The organism is uncultured Ralstonia sp., from assembly GCA_913056305.1.
Lineage (GTDB): Bacteria > Pseudomonadota > Gammaproteobacteria > Burkholderiales > Burkholderiaceae > Ralstonia.
In genome coordinates this window covers 1-13,719 of the sequence record CAJXMR010000126.1, presented here as the reverse complement: position 1 = coordinate 13,719, position 13,719 = coordinate 1, and the positions used below count along the sequence as shown (strand labels likewise).

Sequence of the window (13,719 nt, the reverse complement as noted above, 5' to 3'; positions counted from 1 at the left end):
AGGTTGAGGTCGCGAGTTCGAGCCTCGTTTCCCGCTCCAATCCCGAAGGGAAGCCACGCTTCCCTTTTTCTTTATCGGCACGCGAAATACGCGGTTCTTCACGAATCGCTACAATGCGAATGCTGAACCCCTGGCGGGGTGGCAGAGTGGTCATGCAGCGGCCTGCAAAGCCGTGTACGCCGGTTCGATTCCGACCCCCGCCTCCAAGCATGCAGAAAAGCCCCGACTGGTTCGGGGCTTTTTCTTTGGCGCAGCGCCTATCCGCGCGTCTTGGTCGCCACCTTCCTCACCTCCGTCTCGCTGGCCTGCACGGCGCGTCCGTTTTCAGCCTTGGGCTGCATCGGCGCGAGCGGATTGGTAGGAGCGGCGGCCACGCCCAGCCGACCACCGCCGCGGCGCTGGCGTTGCTCGTGCTCGCCTGGCTGCCGTTGGGGTTGGGCATGCGGTATCTGGGTTGGTTGATTGCCGGCGTCGTGCAGCTCGACCTGGGTGGGCAGGCGGTGCACGTGCTCAACCAGAGTCTGATTTTTCGCTTGCGCCCCGAGGCACACAGCCGGCTGGTCGGCGTCTGCATGCGCTTTTATGAAACGGGCTGTGGGCTCGGCGCGCTGGCATAGACGGCGATGTACGCCTGGGCCGGTTGGCTGGGCGTGTGCTGGCTCGGGGGCGGGAGCAGCCTGCTGGCGCTGATGTTCTGGGCAGTTTGCTCGATCGCTGACCGCAAGCGAACTACGGCGCCAGGCCACGGGTTCCCCCGCATCTAGGTCTGTTTGAAACAGGTGTAAACCCGTCGCGCGCGCCCTTCTGCGAGGCGGGCCCTATACTTTCGAGGTGAGTATGGATTGTGATGACGCCAAGAAAAATGATAGAACGACACCAATCGCGAGTCTTATGTCTTTGTTTTCACAATTGTTTGCAATATGACAGGGGCAGCCTTTTAGCATGAACTGGGCTCAAGTCGGTTTGCGCTGCGCATGCTGACGGGCCATAAGCAAGGTCTCGCGCGGGTGTCGGTGCCGCGCCATGGGTGGCCGGCGCGCTGCAATGCCAGTCGCGCTAGCCCGGGGCCCGATGATGAAGAGAGCGGGAGCAGGCCGGCGCCCCATGTAGCGGCGGTCGGTCTAGCGGCACGGTGCTGCCGGACCCGGATGACGGGGAAGGGCAATCCAGATGGCGATACGAATTGCCTCAGTAGAAGACAACCAGGCGCAGTCGGAGTTGATTCGAGAGATCCTGGTTTCGTCCGGATACGAATGCGAATGTTTCAGCAGCGGCGATGCCTTTGTGAAGGCGTTGCGTGACCGCACGTTCGATTTGCTGCTGCTCGACTGGCAGTTGCCGGACATCAGCGGCATCCAGCTGGTGAGCTGGGTGCGGCAAACGGTCGGCCCGGCGCTGCCGGTGCTGTTCCTGACCAACCGCTCGCTGGAAGACGACGTGGTGCGCGGGCTCGCGGCCGGCGCGGATGACTACGTGGTCAAGCCGGTGCGGCGCGCCGAGCTGGTCGCGCGCGTGGGTGCGCTGCTGCGCCGCGCCGCGCCGCGCACGGGGGAGTCGCTCGAACGCATGCGCGTCGGTCCCTACGCGGTGGACCCGCTGGGCCGCGTGCTGACGCTGCATGGCTTGCAGGTCGAGCTGTCGCCGCGCGAGTTCGACCTGGCGCTGTACCTGTTCCGCAATGTCGGCAAGCTGGTGCCGCGCGAGCTGATCGAGCAGGCGGTCTGGGGCCGCAGCATCGGCCCAGATTCGCGCACGTTGGCCACGCACATCTCCAAGCTGCGCCTGAAGCTCGATCTCAACCAGAAGAATGGCGTGCGGCTGGTCTCGGTGTATTCCCACGGCTACCGCCTCGAAACCACGCAGGAAGATGGCGGCGCAAGCTGAGCCGCGCTGGCGCGGCTGGTTCCGACTGGCCGCGTCGATGGGCGCGGCGCTGGCGTGCGGCGCAACGCTGCAGCCTGCCTTCGCGCAGCCGTCAGGCGCGGATGGCAATGATTTCCTCTATCGCGTGCAGCAGGGCGACACGCTCATCGCCCTGGCCGACCGCTACATGGGCGACGCCGAAGGCTGGCGCCTGCTGCAGCAGCGCAACCACGTGGCGAACCCCTACCACCTGCAGCCAGGCTCTGTGCTGCGCATTCCGTTCGACCGGATTCCGGTGGTGCCGGCAGCGGCCACCGTGGTGTTTGCGCGCGATGCCGCCACGGGCGACCACACGCCACTGCAAGCCGGCATGAAGCTCGCCGAAGACGCGCAGATCGAAACCGGCGCGAAGGGCGCCGTCACGCTGGCCTTTGACGATGGCACGCGCGTGACCGTGCCGCCCGGTAGCCACGTTGCGCTGTCGCGGGTGCGCAGCTTTGCCCGCACCGGGCTGATCGACGTGCGCATGCATGTGAAGGACGGCGAGGTGGAATCGACCGTGTCGCCCAAGAAGACCGGGGTGGGGCGCTATGAAATCTCCACGCCCGCGCTGGTGACGGGCGTGCGTGGCACGCGCTTTCGCGTGCAGGCCACCGAGGGCGCGTCGACCGAATCCGTGCTGGAGGGCAAGGTGGCCGTGCGGGCCGGGCGGCAGACCCAGGCGGTGGGCGCCGGCTACGGCGTGCAAGCGGCGGGTGGTCGCCTGAAGCGTGTCGCGCTGCCGGCCGCGCCCAAGCTTGATGCCGTGCCGGAGCTGGTGCAGACGCCGTGTTTTCGCGCGACCTGGCAGCCGGTGAAGGGCGCCGCCGCCTATCGTGCGGCGGTTGCGCGCGACGCGGCACTGACCGAACTCGGCGCCTACCAACAGAGCAAGACCGCCGGCGCCACACTGTGCGGCGATGAAGATGGCACCTACACGCTGGTCGTGCAGAGCGTCGACGCACTGGGCCTGAGCGGGCCATCGGTGACGCGGCCGTTTACGGTGCGCCTGCATCCGGAAGCGCCCTACATGATCCAGCCCGCGAGCGGGAAGACCATCCGCAGCGGGGACGCAGTCTTCGCATGGGCCAGCGTGGCCGATGCGCGTTCGTACGATCTCGAAGCGGCTGATGCGCCCACCTTCGCCGCGCCCGTCGTGCAGCAGCACGGCCAGGACGCGCGTGTGACCAAACCACTGCCCGCCGGTACCTGGTATTGGCGCGTGCGCTCCGTGGGTGAAGACGGCAAGACCGGGCCGTGGAGCGATGCGGTTGCCTTCCGCGCGCTCGACATTCCCCTCGATGCCGTCCCGCCACCCTCGGTGGCTGCCGGTGACGACGGCATGCTCCACGCGCATTGGAAGGCGCTGGATCCCGCGCTTGCCGCAGCGGGCGCGCGCACGCGTGTCCAGCTTGCCGCCGAGCCGACCTTTGCCAAGCCGCTGGCCGATCTGGTCAGCGCCGGCAACGAAGCGGCGATTCCGCAGCCGCCCGCAGGCACGTATTACATCCGTACTGGCATCGACCTTGGCGATGCGGCGTCGGTGGTGTTTGCCAAGCCGCAGCGCATCGATGTCGGCGCCTTCGTGGTCGACTCGCAGGGCGCGCCTGTGCAGGTGGGCGGGATGAACCTCCTCCTCGATGACCGGTCCGGCAAAGCCCAGCCCCGCTAAATCCAACGCGACCGCACCGCGGCCAGGGTTGCGCGCGCTGCTGGAATGGGCGCTGCTGGTGGCGCTGGCCACGCTGCTGACGGTCGGTGCGGTGCGCTGGAGCGTGGTGTCGCGCCTGGACTCGGCGCTCTACGACACGCTGGTGTCGCTGCATGGGCATGCGCCCCGCGACGACATCGTCATCGTCGCCATCGACGATCAGAGCCTCGATGCCGTTGGCCGCTGGCCGTGGCCGCGCACGCGCCTGGCGGACCTGATGGCGCGCGTGGGCGCGGCGAAACCGCGCGCGATCGGCGTGGATATCCTGCTGATCGAGCCCGACCTGATGCATCCGGAGGGCGATCGCGCATTGGGTGCGGCGATGGCGGTGGCGGGCCACGTCATCCTGCCCGCGCTGCCCGAGCGCACGGAGCAGGGGCGGGTGTACCACTATCCGTTCCTCGGTATCGGCACGGACATCGCGCATATCAATGCCGCGCCCGACTCCGACAGCGTGGTGCGCGGGCTCTACCTGGCGGAGGGCCCGCATGGTCACCTGCTTGACCATCTGGCGGTGCAGCTGGCACGCCAGGCCGCGCCCACGTTGCCCGGCAAGGTGCCGCGCCGCGCCGAGGTCGGCCCCGATGGCTGGACCCGCCAGTCCAATATCGGCGTGAACTTTGCCGGGCCGGCGGGCACGTTCCGGCATGTGCCCGCGCTGGCCGTCCTGCAAGGCCGTGTGCCGGCGCAGACGTTTGCCGGCAAGCTGGTGCTGGTTGGCGCCACGGCCTCCGGCGTGTCCGATATTTTTGCCACGCCCACCTCGCGCACCATGAGCGGCGTGGAGGTGCTGGCCAATGCCACGCAGACCGTGCTCGACGGCAATGCGATCCTGCCGCCGCCGCGCAGCGTGTTCTGGCTGGCGACGCTGCTGCCGCTGGTGGTGACCGCCTGCGCGCTGCTGTGGCTGGCGCCGCGCATGGCGCTGGTGCTGTCGTTGGGGAGTGCGGCGGTCTTGCTCGTCGGCGTGGTCATTGCGCTGGTGGGATGGAACTGCTGGTTGCCGCCGTTTGCCGCGCTGGTCGGCCCGCTGGTGCTGTATCCGCTGTGGAGCTGGCGCCAGCAGGAGGCTGCGCTGCGCTTCCTGAGCGACGAGCTGCACCGCCTGGCGCGCGAGCCGGGTGTGCTTGCCGATGCGGCGCCGCTGGCGCAGACGGGCCGCACGCTCGGCGCGCATATGGACGCGGTGGCCTCGCTCACCGACAAGCTGCGCGGCCTGCGCCGCTTCCTGGCCGACGCGCTGGAGGGCCTGCCGGACGCCACCGTCATCTGCACGCGTGCCGGCGACATCCGCCTGGCCAACGGCCGCACGACCGAGCTTGCTGGGCAGCCGCCGATGCCAGGGTTGGACCGCGCCGCCGCGCTGCGTGACCTGCCGAGCCTGCTCACACGGGCCTTCGAGGACCCGGCGGCAGGCCAGCACTACTGGACGCGCTGGCTGGCCGCACCGGACGCCGCGCAGGAACCGGTGGAGCTGCGCACGCGCAATGGCCGCTCGATGCTGATGCATGCCGCCGCCTTGCGCGACGACGCGGGCAACCCGGTCGACATCATCGTCAGCTTTGCCGACATCACCGCGGTGCGGCAGGCCGAGCGCCATCGCGAGGAGGCGCTGCGCTTCATCTCGCACGACATGCGCTCGCCGCAGAGCGCCATCCTCGCGCTGATCGAGCTGCAGCGCGATGCGGGGCGCGCGCTCGACCGCGAGACGCTGCTCTCACGCATCCAGCAGCTGTCTTCACGGACGCTGGAGCTGGCCGACGCCTTTATCGATCTGGCGCGCGCGGAGTCGCAGGCGCTCAAGCTGGTGGACGTGGACCTGGTGGGGCTCACGCTCGACGCCGTGGATGAGGTATGGGCCTTGGCGAGTCGTCACCAGGTCGAGGTGCGCGTCGATGCGAACATCGAGGCCGTGGTGCACGGCGAGCCGCGCATGCTGGTGCGCGCGCTGGTGAATCTGCTCAACAACGCCATCAAGTTCAGCCCGCACGGTGCACTGGTCATGGTGACAGTGCGTGCCGACGAAGACATGCTGGCCGTGAGCGTGGTCGATCATGGTGCCGGCATTGCCCTGGCGGACCAGCCGCGTCTGTTCCAGCCTTTCCACCGCTTGCACGAAGCGGTGGCCGACGCACCGTCGGGCAGCGGGCTTGGGCTGGTGTTCGTCAAGACCGTGGTGGACCGGCACGGCGGGCGCATCACCGTGCAAAGCGCGCCGGGGCTGGGTTCGACCTTCACGATCTGGTTGCCGCGCCAGCCGCACGACGATCTGCTCTGAGCGGGCGCGCTTTGTCCCGTGATGCGCCCGCCGCGCTGTGTCAGCGCCTCATCTCTGGGGCCGCCGCAGGCACTGGTCGTTTTCAATCATTTGCAATCCCCTCACGTTGCGCGCCTACATTTCTATTGCCGACCGGCACAACGTACCCCGGGTGACTCACCCGGCCGAGAGACGGCGGCACCCTGGGCGAGAACCGGCAGCACAGGCAGATCGAATCCACGAACGACCGGCCACCCAAGGCGCCACGTATGTTGAGCAAGACCGCGAGCGATGGACTGAGCGAAGCTGAGTACGACCGTGTTCGTGCGCATCTTCACCGTGCCTTACGCGGCGACGGGAACCCGCCGGGGGATGCGCGGGCCTTGCCCGCCGGTCGGCCCTTATACACCTCATGCGGCGTTCGTGCGCGCGATAACGGATTGCGCGACGACGGCTGTCCAGCGGCATGAGAGCAGGTCCAGTGGCAGAACGGGGAAGTCTTGCAATGAAGATCGGTTTGATCGACGCACATGTTGGCCGCTTGCAGGCGATCCATACCGCGTTGCGGCCCACGCGCTTTGAGTGCGTGCCGCTTTTTCTCACACGCCAGGTCTTCGAGGCCATCGACGTGAATGGGATCAACCTGCTGATGGTGGGGGCGCAGGCGCACGACATGCCAGGCCTGTCGCTGGTGCGCAGCGTGCGTGAGCACGTCGGGCAGGGCATGGCCATCGTCTACCTGGCCGACGGCGGCGCGGAGTACGAGACCACCGAAGCGCTCAACCATGGTGCCGACCTGTGCTTCCACGGCGAGATCCGGCCGCCGGAACTGCTGGCGCGCCTGGATGCGTTGATCCGCCGGTTTGCTGTCAGCCGCGCCGTGCGAGCGTCGGAAATCCGTCTGGGGCACTACACGGTGGACCGGCAAAACCGTTCGGTCCACCTGCACGACGCGCCGCTGGCGGTGCACGCCCGCGAATTCGAACTGGCGCTGCTGCTGTTCGCCAATGTCGGACGCATTCTTTCGCGCACGGACATCGAATTGGCATTGTGGGGCCGCGAATTGAGTCCGTATTCCAGGACCTTGGATACGCATGTTTCGCGTCTTCGCAAGAAGCTGCTTCTCAAGCCGGAAAACGGCCTGCGCCTGCGCGCCATCTACGGGCACGGCTTCTGCCTGGAGCGCGTGATGGGCGCGGCATCGGCCGAGCTGGCGCGGGCATCTTGACGGTTTTCCCACCCCTGCATTGAGACCCTAACCAACCATGCACATCCTCGTCACCATCATCATCGGGTTCCTGGCCGGCCTGGTCGCGCGCTGGATCACGCCCGGTAGCGGCCCCAGCGGCTTCATCCTGACCACGGTGCTTGGCATTGCCGGCGCATTGGCCGCGACCTTCCTCGGGCAATTGCTGCACCTGTACCAGCCGGGGCAATCGGCCGGCTTCATCGGCGCGGTGATCGGGGCGATCATCCTGCTGATGGGCTATCACTTGGTCGCACGCAATCGCTGATTTGACCGGCCCGGCGCCGGAACACGCCAGCATGAGAGGGGCTCCGCAAGTCGGGGCCCTTTTTCTTTGTCCGGTGCTGGGATGGGCGGCGAACGGCCCAAAAGAAAAGCCCTGATACCCGGGACAGCTTGGCATCAGGGCCTAAGTAGACCGCAGCTCTCTCTTCCGCGGTCGGGAGCGCACCCACGAGGGGTCGGTGCAGATTCAGGTTACGTGGGCTGCGGTCGGACAATGCAAACCTTTATCAACGCTTCGCCGATGAAGCAGGCGATTGGTCGGCTGCGGTCCGGGAGCCGGAGAGTCTGACTGGGCTGACCTCGTTGGCAGCCTGTTCAACGAGTGATAGGACATCGTACAACCAGGGGTGCCGCGCCGATGGCGGGATCCCGCGCCCTCAGACAGCGTTTGGTGCGGCGGCTTCCATTGCGAGCGTGCCGCTCTGGCTGTGCGCGCGGCGCAGGCGCTCGCGGCTGTTCGACAGGTGCATGCGCATGGCGGCCCGCGCGGCCTCGGGGTCCTTGCGGGAGATCGCGTCGTAGATGCTGTGGTGCTCGCGATTGACGGTGGCGCGCGATTCGGGCGTGTTCAGGTAGCCGACTTCCGTTGAGCCGATCCGGCTGCGCGGGATGAGCGTCTTGCCGAGCTGGGCGAGGGCACCCACGAAGTGCTCGTTGCCGGTGGCCCGCGCGATGGTCAGGTGAAATTGCAGGTCGGCGGTGGCGCTGTCGTTGCCCGCGGCCTGGTCCAGCTCGATGGCGTCGAGCGCTGCGCGCAGGGCCTCCAGGTGGCTTGGCGTGATGCGTTGGGCGGCCAGCCCGGCGCATTCCGTCTCGATGGCGACGCGCAGCTCCAGCATGGACAGGATGTCGTGCAGCGTGGAGGCATCGCCCAGCGGGATGCTGTTGTCGGCGCGCGGCGGCAGCACGAAGCTGCCGATGCCGTGGCGCGTCTCGATCAACGCCTTGGCCTGCAATCGCGAAATGGCCTCGCGCACCACCGTGCGGCTCACGCCGAGCGCTTCCATCAGCTCGGACTCGGTCGGCAGCTTGTCGCCGGGGCGCAACGATTCCGTGGCGATGCGCCCCTTGATATGGTCGACCACCACTTCCGCCAAGCTTTGGGTGCGGCGCACGAGCGTTGCAGGGGAGCTTGCGGCGGACATGCTGTCTCCAATTCCAATGGCGGGATTGCGGGTTTACCAGGGGTGGCCCTGTGGGAATGTGTCAATTATAGTCGGCTTCCATGTTGTACGACGACTGATGACATACGTGATAACCATGAATCACAGCTCTGCCGAATCCTCTCTCCGCACGCCCCGCGTCACCCGCCTGCAAGTCATCCCGGTGGCGGGGCGCGACAGCATGCTGCTCAACCTGAGCGGCGCGCATGGTCCGTACTTCACGCGCAATATCGCCATCCTGGAAGACTCCGACGGCCATATCGGCGTGGGTGAAGTGCCGGGCGGCGAGGCGATCCGCAAGACCATCGAAGACGCCGCGCCCCTGGTGATCGGTCAGTCGATCGGTGCGTACAACAACGTGCTCAATACCGTGCGCAAGCAGTTCGCCGACCGCGATTCGAGCGGCCGCGGGCTGCAGACGTTCGACCTGCGCACCACGGTACACGCCGTGACGGCGCTGGAGAGCGCGCTGCTCGACCTGCTTGGGCAGCACCTGGGCGTGCCGGTGGCCGCCCTGTTGGGGCAGGGGCAGCAGCGCGCCAAGGTGCCGGTGCTCGGCTACCTGTTCTTCGTGGGTGACCGCACCCGCACCAGCCTCGACTATGCCGACGGCGCCGATGCCACCGACGACTGGACGCGGCTGCGCCACCAGGAAGCGCTGACGCCGGAGACGGTCGTGCGGCTCGCGCAGGCCGCCTACGCACGCTACGGTTTCAAGGATTTCAAGCTCAAGGGCGGCGTGCTCAGCGGCGACGACGAGATGGTCGTCACCACCGCGTTGGCCGAGGCGTTTCCCGACGCGCGCGTCACGCTCGACCCGAACGGCGCGTGGTCGCTGGCCGAGGCCATCCGCCTGTGCCGCGACAAGCACGACGTGCTGGCCTACGCCGAAGACCCGTGTGGCGCCGAGAACGGCTATTCCGGCCGCGAGGTGATGGCCGAGTTCCGCCGCGCCACCGGCCTGCCCACCGCCACCAACATGATCGCCACCGACTGGCGCCAGATGGGGCATGCCATCCAGTTGCAGTCGGTCGACATCCCGCTGGCGGATCCGCACTTCTGGACCATGCAGGGCTCGGTGCGCGTCGCGCAGATGTGCGACGACTGGGGCCTGACCTGGGGCTCGCACTCCAACAACCACTTCGACATTTCGCTGGCGATGTTCACGCACGTGGCGGCTGCCGCGCCCGGCAACATCACCGCCATCGACACGCATTGGATCTGGCAGGACGGCCAGCGCCTGACGCGCGCGCCGTTCCAGATTGCGGGCGGCGAGATCGCCGTGCCGACTGCGCCGGGGCTGGGCGTGACGCTCGACATGGAGCAGCTGGAAAAGGCGCACGCACTGTACGTGCAGCACGGCCTGGGCGCGCGCGACGATGCCGCCGCCATGCAGTACCTGGTGCCGAACTGGACCTTCAACAACAAGCGGCCGTGCCTGGTGCGGTAACGGTAAAGGTTGCAGCAGTGGCGTAGCGCAGTTCAGTAGTTTTCAAAACATAAGAAAGACGAGGAGACGACGTTGAAAACAATCAAGGGCCTGCGCTGGTGGATCATCGCGCTGGTGTGCCTGGGCACCATCATCAATTACCTGGCGCGCAATTCGCTGGGCGTGCTCGCGCCGCAGCTCAAGACCGAACTGGGCATGAGCACGCAGCAGTATTCGTATGTCGTGGCTGCGTTCCAGGTCGGCTACACGATCATGCAGCCGGTCTGCGGCTTCATCGTCGATCTGATCGGTTTGCGGATCGGCTTTGCGCTGTTTGCTGTGCTGTGGTCGTTCGCGGGCGTGCTCCATGCGGGCGCATCGGGGTGGCTGTCGCTGGCGGGCTTCCGTGGCCTGATGGGCCTGACCGAAGCCGCCGCCATCCCCTCCGGCATGAAGGCCGTGGCGGAGTGGTTTCCCGATAAGGAAAAATCCGTTGCTGTGGGCTGGTTCAATGCAGGGACATCGCTCGGCGCCATGTTGGCACCGCCACTGGTGATTTTCCTGCATCTGCGCTATGGCTGGCAGTCGGCCTTTGTGGTCACGGGCGCCATCGGTTTTGTGTGGGCCGCGCTGTGGTTCGCGTTCTATCGTTCGCCGCGAGACCATGCTTCGCTGTCCGATGCCGAGCGCGAGCAGATCGTCGGCGGCCAGCTCCGCCCCGTGGGCGCCGTGCGTGGCAAGCGGCCGGTGAAGGAGGTGGTGACCTCGCGCCGTTTCTGGGCCATTGCGCTGGCGCGCTTCTTTGCCGAGCCGGCTTGGCAGACATTCAGCTTCTGGATTCCACTCTATTTCGTGAGCGAGCGACATCTGGATCTGAAAACCATCGCCATGTTTGCGTGGCTGCCGTTCCTGGCGGCCGACCTGGGTGGGCTGGCAGGTGGTTACCTGTCGCCGCTACTGATGAAGCGTTTCCGTATTCCGCTGGTGTGGTCGCGCGTGTGCGGCGTTGTGCTGGGCGCCGTCATGATGATTGGTCCGGCGTGCGTGGGGCTCGTCGCGTCTCCCTATACGGCCATCGCGCTGTTCTGCGTGGGCGGCTTTGCGCACCAGATGATTTCCACGCTCGTCAACACACTGGCCGCCGACGTGTTCGATCCGGAGGAGGTGGGTACTGCCAGTGGCTTTGCCGGCATGTCGGCGTGGATTGGCGGCCTGGGCTTCTCGCTGCTGGTGGGCGCGCTGGCCGACAAGGTCGGCTACGGCCCACTGTTCGGCATGCTCGGCGCGTTTGACCTGATCGGCGCGGCGCTGCTGATCGTGTTGATCCGCGGCCAATCGCAAGAAGAGCGCGCCGCGCGTCAGATGAAACTTTCTGCTTCAAGTTGAGTTGAAACCGATGTCCCTGCTGCATCCCCCCCGATTCGAACTCCAGGCGCGCGAAGGCAACCGTCTTCGCCTGACCAGCACGACCGGTGCTGCCATTGAACTCTTCGTGCTGGAAGAGGACATCGTCCGCGTGCTGGTGCTGCCGCAGGGCGACCTGCGCGGCCCGGCCACCTGGTCGATCGCGCCGGGTGGCGACGATACGCCGCTTGAGGGGCGTGACCGTCGCGACCTGAGCGGCTTCTCGCTGCCGTCGTTTGCCCTGCACGCCGATGCCGACACGCTGCGCCTGGAGACGGCCAAGATTCGCCTGACCGTCGCGCTGGCCGGTGGCTTCTGCACGTGGGAGATCCGTCGCGCCGGCCAATGGCATGCCGTGCTGTCGGATCGCTCCACCCAGGCCTACAACTTCGGCTACTGGGATGAGCAGGTCTATCACTACGTGCGCCGCGAACCCGGCGAGATGTACTTCGGCCTGGGCGAACGCGCCGGCGAGCTGAACCGCGCGCACCAGCGCTACGAGATGCGCAACATCGACGCGATGGGCTACAGCGCGCGCACGACCGATCCGCTGTACAAGCACATCCCGTTCTACCTCACGTGGCAGCCCGAGGCAGCGACCGGCTTCGGCCTGTTCTACGACACGTTGTCCGATTGCAGCTTCGACATGGGGCGCGAGCTGGATAACTACCACGGCCACTATCGCTACTTCGTCGCGCCCTTCGGCGATCTGGATTACTACTTCATCGCCTCGCCCGACACGCCCCTCGATGCCACGCGCCGCTTTACCTGGCTGACCGGCCGCCCGGCGTGGATGCCGAAGTGGGGCCTGGGCTACTCCGGCTCGACCATGACGTACACCGACGCGCCCAACGCGCAGGAACAGATGGCCGAGTTCATCCAGGGCTGCCGCACGCACGACATCCTGTGCGACTCGTTCCACCTGTCATCCGGCTACACGTCGATCGGCCCCAAGCGCTACGTCTTCAACTGGAACACCGACAAGTTTCCGGATGCACGCGGCTTCGTGCAGAGCTATCTGGACGCCGGCATTCGCCTGTGCCCGAACATCAAGCCGTGCCTGCTGCAGGATCACCCGCAGTTCCAGGAAGCCAAGGAAGCCGGCCTGCTGGTGTGCGACGCCAACGGCGAACCGGCCTGGGTGCAGTTCTGGGACGAAGTGGGCGCGTATCTCGACTTCACCAACCCGAAGACGCTCGATTGGTGGAAGGCCAACGTCAAGCGCGCGCTGCTCGACTACGGCATCGCCTCCACCTGGAACGACAACAACGAGTTTGAAGTGTGGTCGCCCGATGCCTTTGCGCAGGGGTTCGGCAAGAAGGCTCCGATCCGCGAAGCCAAGGTCCTGCACACCATGCTGATGATGCGCGCGTCGCGCGAGGCGCAGCTGGAGCACGCGCCGCACACGCGGCCGTTCCTGGTGTCGCGCTCGGGCGGCGTCGGCATGCAGCGCTACGTGCAGACGTGGTCCGGTGACAACTACACGTCGTGGGAAACGCTGCGCTACAACCTGAAGATGGGCCTGGGCCTCGCGCTGTCCGGCGTCTCGAACATCGGCCACGATATCGGCGGGTTTGCGGGCCCGGCGCCTTCGCCGGAACTGCTGGTGCGCTGGGTGGCCTTTGGCGTCTTCCTGCCGCGCTTCTCCATCCACTCGTGGAACGATGACAAGACCGTCAACGAGCCGTGGATGTATCCGCAGATCACCTCGCAAATTGCCTCGCTGATCAAGCTGCGCTATCGGCTGATTCCGTATCTGTACGAACTGCTGTGGCAATCCACGCAGGCCTACGAGCCGGTACTGCGTCCGACGTTTGCCGAGTTCCCGAACGACCGCCGCTGCTACGCCGAGTGCGATGACATGATGATCGGCTCGTCGCTGCTGGTGGCGCCGGCGGTGGACGAAGGGCAGACCGAGCGCACCGTCTATCTGCCGGCCGGCGCGCGCTGGGTGTCGTACTGGAGCGGCGAGGCCTTCGAAGGCGGACAGGCCACCACGCTGCCTTCGCCCTGGGACCAGCCGGTGATGCTGGTTCGCGAAGGCGGCGTGATCGCGCTGAACGTGGCGGAGCAGCATTTCGACCAGCGCGCCGATCAACGCGGCTTCCTTGTCGTGCCCATGCAAGGCGTTGGCGAATCCGTTGGCGGCTGCATTGAAGACGACGGCGAAACCGAAGCGTGGCGCGACGGCGAGCAGGGCCGCTGGAGCGTGCGTGCGGTGTCGGATGCGCATGCCATCACGCTGCACGTATCGTGCGAAGGCAAGATGCCGACGCTGGCTGACACCGTTGAGATTCACCTGCCCGCCGGTGATGTGCGGCA

General features: G+C 66.7%; 9 protein-coding genes, 1 tRNA gene and 1 pseudogene. 10 read left to right on the top strand and 1 reads right to left on the bottom strand.

The features are described from left to right. The first annotated feature begins 132 nt into the window (after positions 1-132). The 7 genes and pseudogenes from QZ609_RS17690 to QZ609_RS17660 all read left to right on the top strand — a co-directional run bounded on the left by QZ609_RS17690 (position 133) and on the right by QZ609_RS17660 (position 7,384). Positions 133-206: transfer RNA gene (locus tag QZ609_RS17690), tRNA-Cys, on the top strand. A gap of 171 nt (positions 207-377) precedes the next feature. Then, a pseudogene (locus QZ609_RS17685) lies at positions 378-764 on the top strand (MFS transporter); the annotation flags it as partial. Positions 765-1,170: 406 nt separating this feature from the next. Further along, positions 1,171-1,884 carry a response regulator transcription factor gene (locus QZ609_RS17680; RefSeq protein WP_295497534.1) on the top strand — a complete coding sequence of 238 codons (714 nt, stop codon included), beginning with the start codon at positions 1,171-1,173 and terminating at the stop codon, positions 1,882-1,884. Then, positions 1,868-3,574 (top strand): FecR domain-containing protein, encoded by a 1,707-nt coding sequence (locus QZ609_RS17675; protein WP_295497532.1) that lies wholly within the window; start codon positions 1,868-1,870, stop codon positions 3,572-3,574. Before QZ609_RS17680 ends, QZ609_RS17675 begins: the two co-directional genes overlap by 17 nt. Next, positions 3,543-5,891, top strand: coding sequence for a CHASE2 domain-containing protein (locus QZ609_RS17670; protein WP_295497530.1), 2,349 nt, complete (start codon positions 3,543-3,545; stop codon positions 5,889-5,891). The genes QZ609_RS17675 and QZ609_RS17670 overlap by 32 nt, the downstream gene beginning before the upstream one ends. Before the next feature lie 484 nt (positions 5,892-6,375). Next, positions 6,376-7,098, top strand: coding sequence for a response regulator transcription factor (locus QZ609_RS17665; protein WP_295497528.1), 723 nt, complete (start codon positions 6,376-6,378; stop codon positions 7,096-7,098). A 37-nt stretch (positions 7,099-7,135) separates the two neighbouring features. Beyond that, positions 7,136-7,384, top strand: coding sequence for a GlsB/YeaQ/YmgE family stress response membrane protein (locus QZ609_RS17660; protein ID WP_295497526.1), 249 nt, complete (start codon positions 7,136-7,138; stop codon positions 7,382-7,384). Positions 7,385-7,778: 394 nt separating this feature from the next. Here the strand turns inward: QZ609_RS17660 and QZ609_RS17655 are convergent, their stop codons facing one another. Then, positions 7,779-8,546, bottom strand: coding sequence for a FadR/GntR family transcriptional regulator (locus tag QZ609_RS17655; RefSeq protein WP_295497524.1), 768 nt, complete (start codon positions 8,544-8,546; stop codon positions 7,779-7,781). 115 nt (positions 8,547-8,661) lie between these two features. Here QZ609_RS17655 and gudD point away from each other — a divergent pair, with 115 nt between their 5' ends. The 3 genes from gudD to QZ609_RS17640 form a co-directional block, all read left to right on the top strand. Then, positions 8,662-10,014 (top strand): glucarate dehydratase, encoded by a 1,353-nt coding sequence (gene gudD / locus QZ609_RS17650; RefSeq protein ID WP_295497522.1) that lies wholly within the window; start codon positions 8,662-8,664, stop codon positions 10,012-10,014. 72 nt (positions 10,015-10,086) lie between these two features. Continuing rightward, positions 10,087-11,379 (top strand): MFS transporter, encoded by a 1,293-nt coding sequence (locus QZ609_RS17645; RefSeq protein ID WP_295497520.1) that lies wholly within the window; start codon positions 10,087-10,089, stop codon positions 11,377-11,379. Between the two features lie 10 nt (positions 11,380-11,389). Then, positions 11,390-13,719: glycoside hydrolase family 31 protein (locus tag QZ609_RS17640; protein WP_295497518.1), on the top strand; the 2,330-nt coding region annotated here is incomplete at its 3' end.